The sequence below is a fragment of the Pseudomonas sp. Root401 genome, assembly GCF_001425105.1.
In the GTDB taxonomy this organism is placed as follows: domain Bacteria; phylum Pseudomonadota; class Gammaproteobacteria; order Pseudomonadales; family Pseudomonadaceae; genus Aquipseudomonas; species Aquipseudomonas brassicacearum.
The window spans coordinates 155071-170743 of the sequence record NZ_LMDO01000065.1; the positions used below are offsets into that span (position 1 = coordinate 155071).

Annotated in this window: 11 protein-coding genes; 10 read left to right on the forward strand and 1 reads right to left on the reverse strand. The window is 62.5% G+C overall.

Annotated elements, in window-relative coordinates; genetic code table 11:
* The first annotated feature begins 152 nt into the window (after positions 1-152).
* On the forward strand, positions 153-368 hold the full coding sequence (rmf, locus tag ASC85_RS31950; RefSeq protein ID WP_003223300.1) for a ribosome modulation factor: 216 nt from the start codon (positions 153-155) through the stop codon (positions 366-368).
* Positions 369-624: 256 nt separating this feature from the next.
* Here the strand turns inward: rmf and ASC85_RS29565 are convergent, their stop codons facing one another.
* Positions 625-1644 (reverse strand): quinone-dependent dihydroorotate dehydrogenase, encoded by a 1020-nt coding sequence (locus ASC85_RS29565; RefSeq protein WP_003199543.1) that lies wholly within the window; start codon positions 1642-1644, stop codon positions 625-627.
* Between the two features lie 232 nt (positions 1645-1876).
* Between ASC85_RS29565 and ASC85_RS29570 the strand changes: the two genes are divergently transcribed.
* The 9 genes from ASC85_RS29570 to ASC85_RS29610 form a co-directional block, all read left to right on the forward strand.
* Positions 1877-3088, forward strand: a complete 1212-nt coding sequence (locus tag ASC85_RS29570) for a CmpA/NrtA family ABC transporter substrate-binding protein (RefSeq protein WP_057452439.1) — start codon at positions 1877-1879, stop codon at positions 3086-3088.
* Positions 3089-3102: 14 nt separating this feature from the next.
* Entirely contained in the window at positions 3103-3678 is a 576-nt protein-coding gene (locus ASC85_RS29575; RefSeq protein ID WP_003199539.1) for an ANTAR domain-containing response regulator, read from the forward strand.
* Positions 3679-4045: 367 nt separating this feature from the next.
* The gene (locus ASC85_RS29580) at positions 4046-5257 is read left to right on the forward strand and encodes a nitrate/nitrite transporter (RefSeq protein WP_039589025.1); all 1212 of its coding nucleotides are present in this window, start codon (positions 4046-4048) and stop codon (positions 5255-5257) included.
* A 9-nt stretch (positions 5258-5266) separates the two neighbouring features.
* A complete protein-coding gene (locus ASC85_RS29585; protein WP_057452440.1) occupies positions 5267-6937 on the forward strand; it encodes a bifunctional protein-serine/threonine kinase/phosphatase in 1671 nt (556 codons plus the stop codon).
* 432 nt (positions 6938-7369) lie between these two features.
* On the forward strand, positions 7370-9823 hold the full coding sequence (nirB, locus tag ASC85_RS29590; protein ID WP_057452441.1) for a nitrite reductase large subunit NirB: 2454 nt from the start codon (positions 7370-7372) through the stop codon (positions 9821-9823).
* Entirely contained in the window at positions 9820-10137 is a 318-nt protein-coding gene (gene nirD / locus ASC85_RS29595; RefSeq protein WP_003199531.1) for a nitrite reductase small subunit NirD, read from the forward strand. The genes nirB and nirD overlap by 4 nt, the downstream gene beginning before the upstream one ends.
* Complete coding sequence (locus tag ASC85_RS29600; RefSeq protein ID WP_057452442.1) at positions 10137-12854, forward strand: nitrate reductase; 2718 nt, start codon at positions 10137-10139, stop codon at positions 12852-12854. The genes nirD and ASC85_RS29600 overlap by 1 nt, the downstream gene beginning before the upstream one ends.
* 10 nt (positions 12855-12864) lie before the next feature.
* Positions 12865-13620 carry a uroporphyrinogen-III C-methyltransferase gene (gene cobA / locus ASC85_RS29605; protein WP_057452443.1) on the forward strand — a complete coding sequence of 252 codons (756 nt, stop codon included), beginning with the start codon at positions 12865-12867 and terminating at the stop codon, positions 13618-13620.
* 644 nt (positions 13621-14264) lie between these two features.
* Positions 14265-15673 (forward strand): IS1182 family transposase (locus tag ASC85_RS29610; RefSeq protein ID WP_082534538.1); only part of this gene is annotated, 1409 nt, incomplete at its 3' end.

Genomic DNA, 15673 nt, shown 5'->3' on the forward strand with positions numbered 1-15673 from the left:
TTTGGTTAGAACTCATCACAGGTTGACGTCGCAACGGCGTCAACACCTCGGCTCGTCACGCCGGCAACGAGCCACCAACGGCAGAATGATTCTGCCCCGGCCTCGATAGAGGTCGACGCTAAGTAACAGTCAACAAGTGAGGGCAACACCCTATGAGAAGACTTAAGCGTGATCCGTTGGAAAGAGCATTTTTACGTGGTTACCAATATGGCGTTGGTGGTAAATCCCGTGAGCTTTGCCCCTTTACTCTACCGTCGGTACGTCAAGCCTGGATCAATGGCTGGCGAGAAGGACGCGGCGACAACTGGGACGGTATGACCGGCACTGCGGGTATCCATAGACTCAACGAACTTCACGCCGTCGGCTGACACAGGGCTTAATACTCAAGAACTCGACAATTTGACACCCATATCGATTTAACCACGCACGTCCCATCCGGACGGCGGGCTACGGCCCAGGGGGCTCCTTCGAGGAGCCCTTTTTAATGCCTGGGTTTCATGAACTTGGGCTGCAAACACTGTTGTGGCGACACGCTGTGGGAGCAAGGCTTGCCCGCGATGAAGGCAACGCGGTCTGTCTGGAACCGAGGCGCCCGCATCGCGAGCAAGCTTTGCTCCCACAGAATCAACCCAACGCCGCAATGGCATCCACCGATTCACGAATCAACGCCGGCCCCTTGTAGATAAAGCCCGAATAAATCTGCACCAGGCTCGCCCCGGCGGTGATCTTCTCGGCGGCGTGGCGGCCTTCGGTAATTCCGCCCGCGGCGATGATCGGCAAGCGCCCCGCCAATTCAGCGGCCAGCACCTTCACGGTGTGGGTGCTCTTGTCACGCACTGGAGCGCCAGACAAGCCACCCGCCTCGTCACCGTGTTCCAGCCCTTCGACACCTTCGCGACCCAAGGTCGTGTTGGTGGCGATTACTGCGTCCATGCCCGTCTCGATCAGGGCCTGGGCCACCTGGGTGGTCTCTTCGTCGGTCATGTCCGGGGCGATCTTGATCGCCAGCGGCACGTGCCTGCCGTGAATCAACGCCAGCTCTGCACGACGCCGGGCCAGGTCGGCCAGCAGTTGCTTGAGCGAATCACCGAACTGCAGGCTGCGCAGCCCCGGGGTGTTGGGGGAGCTGACGTTGACGGTCACGTAGCTGGCGTGGGCGTAGACCTTGTCCAGGCAAATCAGGTAGTCGTCGACGGCGCGCTCCACCGGCGTGTCGAAATTCTTGCCGATGTTGATGCCCAGCACGCCCTTGTACTTGGCCGCGGCCACACGGGCCAGCAGATGATCGACGCCCAGGTTGTTGAACCCCATGCGGTTGATGATCGCCTCGGCTTGCGGCAGGCGGAAAAGCCGTGGCTTGGGGTTGCCCGGCTGCGGTCGGGGGGTGACGGTGCCGATTTCCACGAAACCGAAACCCAACTGGGCGAACCCGTCGATGGCCGCGCCATTCTTGTCCAGGCCCGCCGCCAACCCGACCGGGTTGGGGAATTCCAGGCCCATGACCGTCACCGGCAATTTTGCCGGGGCCTTGCACAACAAACCGTTTAGGCCGAGGCGTCCGCCCGCGCCGATCAAGTCCAGGGACAGGTCGTGGGAAGTTTCCGGGGAGAGTTTGAACAGCAGTTCACGGGCCAGGGTGTACATGGGCGGCTTTGACTCGGGCGACGAAATGAGGCGGCGATTATAGCCGGGCAACGGCGGCTCAAGCGAGGCGCCCGCACAAAACGATAGCGCTGGCATATGCCTTGCACCCTTTTGGTCATCAGCGCCCATGCCAACGACGGAATGAGTGCCACACTGTTTTAAGGGACAACGGCGTCGTCGTCCGGTCTCCTGGGCCCGGACACGGCGCTTTTTTATGCGGAAGGTGATACCGATGAATGAAGTACCAGCCAACCCCCTGGCCTGGGTCAACGGCAGCGATGCCCCGGAAAAGAGCGCGGTCAACCTCGGTTTCATGGCCTTGAGCGACTGCGCCCCGGTCGTCGTGGCCGCCACCCAGGGCTTCGCCCAACCCTACGGCCTGACCCTGAACCTCAAGCGCCAGGCCTCCTGGGCCAACCTGCGCGACAAGCTGGTCAGCGGTGAAATCGATGCCGCCCACAGCCTGTATGGGCTGATCTACGCGGTACACCTGGGCATCGGCGGGGTCGCGGCAAGCGACATGGCCGTGCTGATGGGGCTGAACCAGAACGGCCAGAGCATCAACCTGTCCCATGGCTTGCAGGCCCAGGGCGTGACCAGTCCTGAAGCACTGGAACGGCACGTGCACCAAACTCGCCCGAAACTGACCTTTGCCCAGACCTTCCCCACCGGCACCCACGCCATGTGGCTCTATTACTGGCTCGCCGCCCAGGGCATCCACCCGTTGTCGGATGTCGACAGCGTGGTCGTACCTCCGCCGCAAATGATCGCGCACCTGCAAGCCGGGCGTATCGACGGGTTTTGCGTCGGCGAGCCCTGGTGCGCCAGCGCGGTGAAGCAGAACCTCGGTTTTACCCTGGCGACCACCCAGACCATCTGGCCCGATCACCCGGAAAAAGTCCTGGGTTGCACCCGCGCATTCGTCGAGCAATACCCCAATACCGCCCGGGCCCTGGTGATGGCGATCCTCGAAGCCAGCCGCTTCATTGAACAAAGCAACGAAAACCGTCGCAGCACCGCGCAACTGTTGACTGCGCCTGAATACCTCGACGCCCCGCTGGACTGCATCGAGCCGCGCCTGCTGGGGATTTATGCCGACGGCTTGGGCAACAGCTGGCAGGATCCCCACGCCATGCGCTTTCATGGCAACGGCGAGGTGAACCTGCCGTACCTGTCGGACGGCATGTGGTTCATGACCCAGTTCCGCCGCTGGGGCCTGCTGCGCGAAGACCCGGATTACCTGACCGTGGCCCAGGACGTCCAGCAACTCAAGCTATACCGAGAAGCCTGCGCGGCATTGGACATCGCCTCCCCGCGCCAGGACATGCGCAGCAGCCAACTGATCGACGGCATCACCTGGGATGGCTCGGATCCGGCCGGGTACGCCCGCAGCTTCAAACTGCACGCCTTGAGCGATGCGGCTCCCCTTCTCGCCAGCCGCTGACAGGAGCCACGACCATGCTGCGTATCCTGCTGATCAACGACACCGCGAAAAAGGTCGGTCGCCTGAAGGCTGCCCTGATTGAGGCCGGGTTCGAAGTCATCGACGAGTCCGGCCTGACCATCGACCTGCCGGCGCGCGTCGAAACGGTGCGTCCGGACGTGATCCTGATCGATACCGAGTCACCCGGGCGCGATGTGATGGAGCAAGTGGTGCTGGTCAGTCGCGACCAGCCACGACCGATCGTCATGTTTACCGACGAGCACGACCCCAATGTGATGCGCCAGGCGATCAAGTCGGGCGTCAGCGCCTACATCGTCGAAGGCATCCACGCCGCGCGCCTGCAACCGATCCTCGACGTGGCCATGGCCCGCTTCGAAAGCGACCAGGCCCTGCGCGCCCAACTCCTGGCCCGCGACCAGCAACTGGCCGAACGCAAGCGCATCGAACTGGCCAAGGGCATGCTGATGAAGATGAAGGAATGCAACGAGGAACAGGCCTACACCCTGATGCGCCGCCAGGCCATGAGCCGCCAGCAGAAGCTGATCCAGGTGGCGGAGCAGATCATTGCCATGAATGAGCTGCTGGGCTGAAAGCCTTGTAGCGCCTGCCTTGCCCCCTACTAATGATCGTTCCCACGCTCTGCGTGGGAATGCCGCCAGGGACGCTCCGCGTTCCGCTTCACAAGGTGACGCAGAGCGTCACGGGATGCATTCCCACGCAGAGCGTAGGAACGATCATGACAGACCTGGCACAGATCTCGCTTAAGCAAACCCACAGGTAACCAACGGCGGTTGCCCCACCTACGACAAAGACGTCGCACACCCTTCTTGCCTCTCTGGCGATCCGGGTTGCGGCGTTTTTTTGTTTTGGCCCTTCGGGACCGGTGGTGCGACCACAGACGGCGCACTGCTCAAAGCACTGACTCATTTCTCGAGACTTTTACAGCTGAGGTGCGCGATGAATTCAAGCTTCTGGAAATCCGGCCATACCCCGACACTGTTCGCGGCCTTCCTCTACTTCGACCTGAGCTTCATGGTCTGGTACCTGCTCGGTCCACTGGCGGTACAGATCTCTGCCGACCTGCACCTGACCACCCAGCAACGCGGCCTGATGGTGGCGACGCCGATCCTGGCTGGCGCCGTGCTGCGTTTGTTCATGGGCCTGCTGGCCGACCGGATCTCGCCAAAAACCGCCGGCATGGTGGGCCAGGTGATCGTGATCGGTGCGCTGTTCTGCGCCTGGAAACTGGGCATCCACAGCTACGAACAAGCCCTGCTGCTCGGCCTGTTCCTGGGCGTGGCCGGTGCTTCGTTCGCCGTAGCCCTGCCGCTGGCCTCCCAGTGGTATCCGCCACAGCATCAAGGCAAGGCCATGGGCATTGCCGGCGCCGGTAACTCGGGCACCGTGCTCGCTGCACTGATCGCACCGGTCATGGCCGTGGCCTTCGGCTGGAGCAACGTGTTCGGCTTCGCGCTGATCCCCCTGGTACTGACCCTGGTGCTCTTCGCCTGGCTGGCCAAGAACGCCCCCGAGCGGCCAAAAGCCAAATCCATGGCCGACTACCTCAAGGCTTTGGGCGACCGTGACAGCTGGTGGTTCATGTTCTTCTACAGCGTGACCTTCGGCGGCTTCATCGGCCTGGCCAGCGCCCTGCCCGGCTACTTCAACGACCAATATGGCCTGAGCCCGGTCACCGCCGGCTACTACACCGCCGCCTGCGTCTTCGGTGGCAGCCTGATGCGTCCATTGGGCGGCGCCCTGGCGGACCGTTTTGGCGGCATCCGCACCTTGCTGGGCATGTACACCGTGGCGGCCGTCTGCATCGCCGCAGTGGGCTTCAACCTGCCAAGCTCCTACGCGGCCCTGGCCCTGTTCGTCTGCACCATGCTCGGTTTGGGTGCGGGCAACGGCGCGGTGTTCCAACTGGTGCCACAACGCTTCCGTCGCGAGATCGGCGTGATGACCGGACTGATCGGCATGGCCGGCGGCATCGGCGGATTCGCCTTGGCGGCAGGCATGGGCGCGATCAAGCAGAGCACCGGCAGCTATCAACTGGCGCTGTGGTTGTTCGCCAGCCTCGGCGTCCTGGCCTGGTTCGGCCTGCACGGCGTCAAGCGTCGCTGGAGAACCACTTGGGGTTCGGCAGCTGTCACCGCCGCTCGGGTATAACCTGCAACCATGAGCCTGCAACTGAGTTTCGCCGAAGCCAGTGCCATCGGCCCGCGGGAGGAAAACCAGGACGCCCTGCGCCTGGTCACCCCCGCCCCGGCCCTGGCCGCCAGCAAAGGTTACCTGTTCGCCATCGCCGACGGCGTGAGCCAATGCGCCGACGGCGGGCTGGCCGCCCGTTCGACCTTGCAGGCGCTGGCCCTGGACTACTATTCCACGCCGCAAACCTGGGGCGTGGCCCAGGCGCTGGACCGGCTGTTGCTGGCCCAGAATCGCTGGCTGCAAGCCAACGGTGGCGGGCAACCGCTGCTCACTACCGTCAGCGCCCTGGTCCTGCGGGGCCGGCGCTTCACCCTCGCGCATGTCGGCGATTGCCGGGTCTACCGCTGGCACGCCGATCACCTGCAACGGGTCAGTGAAGATCACGTCTGGGCACAGCAAGGCATGCAGCATGTGCTCAAGCGCGCCCTGGGCCTGGATCAACACCTGATCCTCGACTTTCTCGACGGCGAGTTGCGCACCGACGAAACCTTCGTACTGCTCAGCGACGGCGTCTGGGCGGTCCTGGGGGATACGGCCATCGCCGGCATCCTGCGCGACCAGCCGGACCTGGACCTTGCGGCCCAGACGCTGGTCAACGCCGCGCACCTGGCCGGCAGCCAGGACAACGCCAGTGCCTTGCTGGTGCGGGTCGATGCAGTGGGCGAAGCCAGCATCGGCGATGCCCTGATCCAGTTGCAGCAATGGCCCCTGCCGCCTGCGCTGAAACCGGGCCAGGTGTTCGAGGGCTGGCAGATCGAAAGCCTGCTCGGCCAGAGCCAGCAATCATTGCTCTACCGGGTACGCGACGGCCAGGGCCAACCCTGGTTGCTGAAAACCCTGCCCGTGCAGCTACGGGACGATAGCCGGGCCGGGCAGGCCTTGCTCTCGGAAGAATGGTTTCTCAAGCGCGTCGCCGGGCGGCAGTTTCCCGAGGTCCATGGTGTTCCCCAGCGTCAGCATTTGTACTACGTGATGCGGGAATATCCGGGGGCGACCCTGGCCGAGCTGTTCAACCAGGGCGGGCCGCTACCTCTGGCCCAGTGGTTGGACTTGGCGCAACGGCTGGTACGGGCGGTGGGCCTGTTGCATCGAAGGCAGATCTACCACCGCGACATCAAGCCGGAAAACCTGCACCTGGGCGACGACGGGGAACTGCGCCTGCTGGATTTCGGCCTGGCCTACTGCCCGGGCCTGTCCGAGGACCAGGCCAACGTCTTGCCCGGCACCCCCAGCTACATCGCTCCAGAAGCTTTCGGCGGCACCGCGCCCACGGCGCAGCAGGATTTGTATGCCGTCGGCGTGACCTTGTATTTCCTGCTGACCGGGCACTATCCCTACGGCGAAATCGAAGCCTTCCAGCGCCCGCGCTTTGGCGTGTCGGTCAGTGCCAGCCGCTATCGGCCGGACCTGCCCGAATGGCTCGGGCAAAGCCTGGAACGCGCCGTCGCGGCGGATCCGGAGCAGCGTTTTGAAACCGCCGAGGAATGGTTGTTGCTGCTGGAACAGGGCGAACGCCGCAGCTTGAGCGTCAGGCCCAGGCCGCTGCTGGAAAGGGAGCCGCTGAAGGTCTGGCGGACCTTGGCGCTGGTGTCGCTGGTGGTGAATCTGGTGCTGCTGTTTCTAGTGTTTCATGGCTGAGATCCAGTCGCGCCCATCGCGAGCAAGCTTTGCTCCCACAGGGAATTTGCTGCCACAGGGGATCTGCTGTGGGAGCAAAGCTTGCTCGCGATGGCGGCCTGCCTGCCACTACCAAGCTGCCGGCTGCCACGCTCCATTACCGGGCAACACGCTTTGATTCGGTGCAATAAATCCCTCCCCAATCCGCTCAACCAGCCCGCTGCTCAATAAATCCGTGCCTTCGCGCCAGTTGGCACAACCACTGCATAATCCCTTTCAACAGACATAAGGCAACGCCTCCAACGATGAAGGCGGTGCTTCCCGAGAGAACGGGACCAGGACAAAGGCGTCCTCGCTAGCTTGCTAGCGGGACGCCTTTTTTTGTTTTCGTAAAAATGACCGAGCCAGTCCGATCGCCGTGATAAAGCGGACCTGAGCTTGCGGAGAACCCTGATGAAAAAACTCAAACTGGTGATGATCGGCAACGGCATGGCCGGGGTTCGAACCCTCGAGGAACTGCTCAAGCTGAGCAACGAGCTGTACGACATCACGGTGTTCGGCGCCGAGCCCCACACCAACTACAACCGCATCCTGCTCTCGCCGGTGCTGGCCGGCGAGCAGACGTTCGAAGAGATCGTGCTCAACGACCTGAGCTGGTACCTGGACAACAACATCAAGCTGCTGCTCAACCGTAAAGTGGTGGAAATCGACCGGGTCAAACGCCGGGTCATCGCCGAAGACGGCAGCGAAGCCGAATACGACCGCCTGCTGATCGCCACCGGCTCCACACCCTTTATCCTGCCGATTCCTGGCAACACCCTGGAAGGCGTGATCGGTTACCGCGACATCGCCGACACCCAGGCGATGATCAACACCGCCAAGACCCACAAGCACGCCGTGGTCATCGGTGGCGGCCTGCTCGGCCTGGAAGCCGCCAATGGCTTGAAGCTGCGGGGCATGGACGTGACCGTGGTGCACCTGGGCGAATGGCTGCTGGAACGGCAACTGGACAAGACCAGCGGCCAACTGCTGCAGACCGCCCTGGAAAACCGTGGCCTGAAATTCCGCCTCAGCGAACAGACCCAGGCCTTGCACGATGCCGGCAATGGCCGGGTCGGCTCGGTCCAGTTCAAGAACGGCGACATTATCCCCGCCGACCTGGTGGTGATGGCCGCCGGCATCCGTCCCAATACCGAACTGGCGGAAAAATCCGGCATCCCGTGCAACCGCGGGATCCTGGTCAACGACACGATGCAAACCTACGACCCGCGCATCTACGCCATTGGTGAATGCGCCAGCCACCGTGGCACCGCCTACGGCCTGGTGGCGCCGTTGTTCGAACAGGCCAAGGTCTGCGCCAACCACCTCGCACAACTGGGCTTCGCCACCTACAAGGGTTCGGTCACCTCGACCAAGTTGAAGGTCACCGGCATCGACCTGTTCTCCGCCGGCGACTTCATGGGCGGCGAAGGCACCGAGACCATCACCCTTTCCGACCCCATCGGCGGCGTCTACAAAAAGCTGGTCATCAAGGATGACGTGCTGGTCGGCGCCTGCCTGTACGGCGATACGGCGGATGGCGGCTGGTATTTCCGCCAGATCCGTGAGAACCACGGCATCAGCGAGATCCGCGATCACTTGATGTTCGGTGAAAACGCTTTGGGCGACGTAGGCCACCAGGGCCAGGACAAAGCCATGAGCATGGCCGACAGCGCCGAAGTCTGCGGCTGCAACGGCGTGTGCAAGGGCACCATCGTCAAGGCGATCCAGGAACACGGGCTGTTCAGCGTCGATGACGTGAAAAAACACACCAAGGCCGCCAGTTCCTGCGGTTCCTGCGCCGGCCTGGTGGAGCAGATCCTGATCAACACCGTCGGCGGTGCGGCGGACGTCAAGCCGAAAAGCGAAAAAGCCATCTGCGGTTGCAGCGACCTCAACCATGGCCAGATTCGCCAGGCGATCCGCGACCAGCATTTGCTGACCATCGCCGGGGCCATGAGCTACCTGAACTGGCGCACCCCCAACGGCTGCGCCACCTGCCGCCCGGCGTTGAACTACTACCTGATTTCCACTTGGCCCGGCGAAGCCCAGGACGACCCACAGTCGCGCCTGATCAACGAACGCGCCCACGCCAACATCCAGAAAGACGGCACCTATTCCGTGGTCCCGCGGATGTGGGGTGGCGTGACCAACCCTTCGGAACTGCGGCGCATCGCTGACGTGGCCGACAAATACAACGTGCCCATGGTCAAGGTCACCGGCGGCCAGCGCATCGATTTGCTGGGGATCAAGAAGCAGGACCTGCCCGGCGTGTGGAAAGACCTCGACATGCCGTCCGGCCATGCCTACGGCAAGTCCATCCGCACCGTGAAGACCTGCGTGGGCAGCGAGTTCTGCCGCTTCGGCACGCAGAATTCCACCCAACTGGGTATCGAGCTGGAGCACGACCTGTTCAACATGTGGTCGCCGCACAAAGTGAAACTGGCCGTCTCCGGTTGCCCACGCAACTGTTCGGAAGCCGGCATCAAGGACGTCGGCATTATCGGCGTCGACTCCGGCTGGGAGATGTACATCGGCGGCAACGGCGGGATCAAGACCGAAGTCGCGGAGTTTTTCGTCAAGCTCAAGACCGCCGAAGAAGTGCGTGAATACAACGGCGCCTTCCTGCAGTTGTACCGCGAGGAAGCCTTCTACCTCGAACGCACCGTGCACTACATGCAGCGGGTCGGCATGGAGCACATCAAGAAAGCCGTGCTTGAAGACCCGGAACGGCGCAAAGCGCTCCATGAACGCCTGAAGTTTTCCCTGTCGCTGGAGCAAGACCCGTGGAAACAACGCCTGGAACAACCTCAGTTGAAGAAAGAGTTTGAGGTCATCCCCGTGAAAAACCTGGAGGTGCCGGCATGAACTGGCTGGATATCTGCGCACTGGAAGACATCAATATCCTCGGTTCGCGCATCATCAACGGCCCGAAAGGCGATATCGCGATTTTTCGTACCAGCGACGATGAAGTGTTCGCCCTCGATGACCGTTGCCCGCACAAGGGTGGCCCGTTGTCCCAAGGGTTGGTCTACGGCAAGCGCGTAGCCTGCCCACTGCACAACTGGCAAATCGACCTGGAAAGCGGCCAGGCCCAGGCCCCGGACGTGGGCTGCGCCCATCATCATTCGGCCCGGGTCGAAAACGGCCGGGTGCAGTTGGCCCTGCGGGACGCAAGCTGATGAACCGCCAGATCACTGCCTCGACCTGCTGTTATTGCGGGGTCGGTTGCGGCGTCCTGATCGAGCATGACGGCGAGCGCATCCTCGGCGTCAGCGGCGATCCTGCCCATCCGGCCAACTTTGGCAAACTGTGCAGCAAAGGCTCGACACTGCACCTGACCGGCGACCTCGCCGCACGCGCGCTCTACCCCGAACTGCGCCTGGGCAAAGGCCTGGCCCGGGCCCGCACCGACTGGGACAGCGCCCTGGATCACGCCGCCAGCGTCTTCGCCGAGACCATCGCCGAGCACGGCCCGGACAGCGTGGCGTTCTATATCTCCGGCCAATTGCTGACCGAGGATTACTACGCCTTCAACAAGCTCGCCCGGGCATTGGTGGGTACCAACAACATCGACAGCAATTCGCGGCTGTGCATGTCCTCCGCCGTGGTGGGCTACAAGCGCAGCCTCGGCGCCGACGCCCCACCCTGCAGCTATGAAGACCTGGAACTGAGCGACTGCGTGATGATCGTCGGCAGTAACATGGCCTACGCCCATCCCATCCTCTTTCGCCGTCTCGAAGAGGCGAAATCCCGCCGGCCACAGATGAAAATCATCGTCATCGACCCCCGGCGCACCGACACTTGCGATCTGGCAGACCTGCACCTGGCGATCCTGCCGGGCACCGATGTCGCCTTGTTCCATGGGATTTTGCACCTGCTGCTGTGGGAAGACTGGATCGACCGCGACTTCATCAAGGCCCACACCGAAGGCTTGGCGGAGCTGAAGAACCTGGTGCGCGACTACACCCCGAGCATGGTCGCGCAGTTGTGCGGCATCAGTGTCGAACAACTGCAGCAGTGCGCCGAATGGGTCGGCACCTCGCCAAGCTTCCTGTCGTTGTGGTGCATGGGTTTGAACCAGTCCACCGCCGGTAGCGCGAAAAACAGCGCCCTGATCAACCTGCACCTGGCCACCGGGCAGATCGGCCGTCCAGGTGCGGGGCCGTTCTCGCTGACCGGTCAACCCAACGCCATGGGCGGACGGGAAACCGGTAGCCTATCGAACCTGCTGCCGGGCCATCGCGAAGCCGCCAACCCGGAACATCGTGCCGAAGTCGCCCACTACTGGGGCGTCGAGCAACTGCCCGCCACCACTGGCTTGAGCGCCATCGAGTTGTTCGAGCAGGTTCGCAGCGGCAAGATCAAGGCCTTGTGGATCGCCTGTACCAACCCGGCCCAATCGATGCCGGACCAGACCGCGGTACGTGAAGCCCTGCAAGCCTGCCCGTTCGTGGTGTTGCAGGAAGCGTTCCGGACCACCGAAACCGCCGCGTTTGCCGACCTGCTGCTGCCAGCGGCCAGTTGGGGCGAGAAAGAAGGTTCGGTGACCAACTCCGAACGGCGCATTTCCCACGTCCGCCGGGCCATCGGCGCACCGGGTGAAGCACGGCCGGACTGGGCAATCACCGTGGATTTCGCACAACGCCTGGAGAAACGTCTGCGCCCGAGCTTGCCGAGCCTGTTCGCCTTTGAAAGCCCGGCCCAACTCTTCGATGAATACAAACAGCTGACCCGTGGCCGCGACTTGGACTTGTCCGGCATCAGCCATGCCCTGATCGACCAACTCGGCCCTCAGCAATGGCCCCTCCCCGAAGGCGCCACGGTCGGGACGGCGCGCCTGTACGTGGACGGGATTTTTCCTACCGACAGCGGCCGCGCGCGGTTTGTGGCCGACCCCTATCGCGCCGCCAAGGAACTGCGTGACGCCCGCTACCCGTTGACCCTGAACACCGGCCGCTTGCGGGACCAGTGGCACGGCATGAGCCGTACCGGTACCGCGGCGCAGTTGTTTGGTCATGTGAACGAAGCGGTCCTCAGCCTGCACCCCGACGAACTGCTCCGGCATCGCCTGCAAGCGGGCGACCTGGTCAGCCTCAAGAGCCGTCGCGGCAGCGTGATCGTGGCCGTGGACAGCGACGACAGCGTGCGTCCCGGCCAGGCGTTCCTGCCCATGCACTGGGGCGACCGGTTCCTCAAGGGCGGCGTGAATACCCTGACGCAACCGGCCTTCGATCCCTTGTCGAAACAACCGGAACTCAAGCACAGCGGCGTGCGCCTGGAACCGGTAAACCTGCCTTGGCAGCTTTTCGCCTTGATCGAAGGCGATGTTCAACAGCATCTGGAGGCCCTACGCCCCCTGTGCGAGGCGTTTTCCTACGTCAGCCTGAGCCTGACTGGCCGTGAGCGTCCCGCGCTGCTGATTCGCGCTGCCAGCGCTGTCGCCCCCGAACCGCAACTGCTCCAGGCCATTGATGAACAATTGGGCCTGATCGATGGGCCGGTGCTGGCCTACGACGATCCGCGTCGCTCCATCGGCAAGCGGGTGCGCATCGAAAATGGCCGCATCACCGCCATTCGCCTGGCCGGCGAAACCCTGGCCCGGCACTGGTTGCAGAACCTGTGGCTGGAAGGCCGTGCCGATGAACAGCTACGGCGCTGGCTGCTGGCGCCTTTGAGCGCGCCGCCGGGCAATGTCGGCGCCGCAACGGGTGGCAGTAAAACGCTGTGCAACTGCATGAACGTCAGCCAGCGTGCGATCTGCGCAGGCATTGAACGCGGCCTGGACTTGCAGGGGCTCAAACAGGAGCTGGGCTGTGGCACGCAATGCGGCTCCTGCGTACCGGAAATCAAGCGCCTGCTGGTTGCCACTGCGCAACCGCTGGCGGCTATCTCGTGAGGAAAACACTATGAACGCAAAAGTCTGGCTGGTGGGTGCAGGTCCTGGTGACCCTGAATTGCTGACCCTCAAAGCCGTGCGCGCCTTGGGCGAAGCCGACGTGGTGCTGATCGACGATCTGGTCAACGCCGCGGTGCTGGAACATTGCCCCGACGCGCGCATCATTGCCGTGGGCAAGCGCGGCGGCTGCCGCTCCACACCCCAGGCCTTTATCCATCGCCTGATGCTGCGTTATGCCCGCCAGGGCAAATGCGTGGTGCGTCTCAAGGGCGGCGACCCATGCATCTTCGGCCGCGGCGGTGAAGAGGCGCAGTGGCTGCGCGAGCAGGGTGTCGAAGTGGAGATGGTCAATGGCATCACCGCCGGCCTCGCGGGGGCTACCCAGTGCGATATTCCACTGACCCTGCGCGGGATTGCCCGGGGCGTGACGCTGGTGACGGCCCACACCCAGGATGGCAGCAGCCTGAACTGGCAAGCCTTGGCGCAAAGCGGCACGACGCTGGTGGTGTACATGGGTGTAGCGAAACTGAGCGAAATCCGTGAGCAACTGCTGGCCGGTGGCTTGGCGGCGAACACACCCGTGGCCATGATCGAAAACGCGTCCCTGCCCCATCAGCGTGACTGCCGCAGCGACCTGGCCTCGATGGAGGCCGATGCAAGCGCCTTTCAACTCAAGAGCCCGGCGATCCTGGTGATTGGCGCAGTAGCGGGAGCGGCTGAACTGGCCGCCTCCCCGCCGGCCTGGGCTCAGGCCTCAGCCCTCTGACATACAACCCCTACCAATGTGCTGCGAGCTTGCTCGCGATTGCAATGTATCAGCAGCCTGGATGGTGACTGACACACCGCAATCGCGAGCAAGCTCCCACAATGGGATCGGAGTACGACCGGGAGAGCCAGGTCGGCTGTTAGGCCGCCTCGCGAGCAAGCTTTGCTCCCACAGATCGGATGGGCGTACGACCGGGAGAACCAGGCCGGCTGTTAGGCCGCCTCGCGAGCAAGCTTTGCTCCCACAGAMCGGATGGGCGTACGACCGGGAGAACCAGGCCGGCTGTTAGGCCGCCTCGCGAGCAAGCTTTGCTCCCACAGAACGGATGGGCGTACGACCGGGAGAGCCAGGTCGGCTGTTAGGCCGCCTCGCTTTTGATCTTGATCTGGGGGCGCCCCGTTAACCACGCTGGCTGAACGCAGGTATTGCGCAGTGGGCAACCCGGCATGGATGCCGGGTTAGCCGCGCTGGGCCCAGAGTGTGTAAAAACACCGAAGCCAACCCTTGCTATGATTCCCCCAGGATTTCATCGCAAGGGCTGCCCATGAAACGCTTCATCCAAGGTGAACNGGCCCAGAGTGTGTAAAAACACCGAAGCCAACCCTTGCTATGATTCCCCCAGGATTTCATCGCAAGGGCTGCCCATGAAACGCTTCATCCAAGGTGAACACCGAGGTCAAACTACCTTGCTCCCCGAGAGCTTGGACGATTACGTCAGCGACACCAATCCGGTGCGCGTTGTCGATGTCTTCGTGGATGARCTCGACCTGATCASCTTGGGTTTTGAARGCGCTGTCCCYGCTGAAACGGGCCGACCGGCTTACCACCCTGCAGTCATGCTGAAGATCTACATCTACGGCTATCTCAACCGTATCCATTCAAGCCGGCGCCTTGAGCGCGAGGCGCAGCGCAACGTCGAGCTAATGTGGCTGACCGGTCGCCTGATGCCGGATTTCAAGACCATCGCCAACTTCCGCAAAGACAACGGAAAGGCCATTCGAGGAGTCTGTCGGCAGTTCGTCGTGCTGTGTCAACAACTGGGGCTTTTCTCGGAACATTTGGTTGCCATCGATGGCAGTAAATTCAAGGCGGTGAACCACCGCGACCGCAATTTYACCAGCGCCAAGCTGAAGCGCCGGATGGMAGACATCGARTCAAGCATTGCCCGTTATCTGAAGGCGCTGGATGAGGCTGATCGGGAAGAGCCCAAGTCTTCAGGGCCCAAAGGCGGYCTGGAAGAGAAAATCGCSAAATTGAAGGAGCAGATGAAGGCACTCCAAGCGATTGAAATACAGCTTGAAGCATCGCCGGACAAACAGATCTCGCTGACCGACCCGGACGCGCGCTCGATGATGATGACGAGCGGTCATGGCATCGTGGGCTACAACGTGCAGACAGCAGTCGATACCAAACACCATTTGATCGTTGCGCACGAGGTGACCAATGTCGGTCACGACCGTGATCAGCTTAGCTCGATGGCCCAGCAGGCCCGTGAGGCGATGCAAATCGAATCGTTGTCGGTGGTGGCGGACCGAGGGTATTACAAAAGCGGAGAAATCCTGGCCTGTCACGAGGCAGGRATCACMGCTTATGTGCCGAAAACGCYGAGTTCGCGGGCCAAATCTGATGGCCGCTTCGGTAATGACGAGTTTATTTACGACGCGGACAAAAATGTGTACGTCTGCCCCGCCAAGCAAGTGCTGATCTGGCGCAACTCTTAYGTCGACAAGGGYAAGAAGCTGGACGTTTACTGGCACTCCAACTGCCGAGCCTGTTCGATAAAGGCGCAATGTACACCGGCCAGAGAGCGAAAGATTCGGCGCTGGGAACATGAGGCGRTACTGGAGGAAATGCAGGCCCGCCTGAACAATGAGCCGCAGATGATGATCATCCGCAAGCGAACGGTCGAGCACCCCTTTGGGACGCTGAAGCAATGGATGGGTRCGACGCATTTTCTGACGCGGCGGCTGGCTGGGGTGAGCACCGAAATGAGCTTGAATGTGCTCGCTTACAATTTGAAAAGGGTGATGAAAATCCTTGGTGCGCAGGGTCT

Excerpts from the sequence above, each read along its gene's own strand:
- rmf (WP_003223300.1), top strand. The coding sequence starts at position 153 with ATGAGAAGACTTAAGCGTGATCCGTTGGAAAGAGCATTTTTACGTGGT.
- ASC85_RS29565 (WP_003199543.1), bottom strand. The coding sequence starts at position 1,644 with ATGTACACCCTGGCCCGTGAACTGCTGTTCAAACTCTCCCCGGAAACT.
- ASC85_RS29570 (WP_057452439.1), top strand. The coding sequence starts at position 1,877 with ATGAATGAAGTACCAGCCAACCCCCTGGCCTGGGTCAACGGCAGCGAT.
- ASC85_RS29575 (WP_003199539.1), top strand. The coding sequence starts at position 3,103 with ATGCTGCGTATCCTGCTGATCAACGACACCGCGAAAAAGGTCGGTCGC.
- ASC85_RS29580 (WP_039589025.1), top strand. The coding sequence starts at position 4,046 with ATGAATTCAAGCTTCTGGAAATCCGGCCATACCCCGACACTGTTCGCG.
- ASC85_RS29585 (WP_057452440.1), top strand. The coding sequence starts at position 5,267 with ATGAGCCTGCAACTGAGTTTCGCCGAAGCCAGTGCCATCGGCCCGCGG.
- nirB (WP_057452441.1), top strand. The coding sequence starts at position 7,370 with ATGAAAAAACTCAAACTGGTGATGATCGGCAACGGCATGGCCGGGGTT.
- nirD (WP_003199531.1), top strand. The coding sequence starts at position 9,820 with ATGAACTGGCTGGATATCTGCGCACTGGAAGACATCAATATCCTCGGT.
- ASC85_RS29600 (WP_057452442.1), top strand. The coding sequence starts at position 10,137 with ATGAACCGCCAGATCACTGCCTCGACCTGCTGTTATTGCGGGGTCGGT.
- cobA (WP_057452443.1), top strand. The coding sequence starts at position 12,865 with ATGAACGCAAAAGTCTGGCTGGTGGGTGCAGGTCCTGGTGACCCTGAA.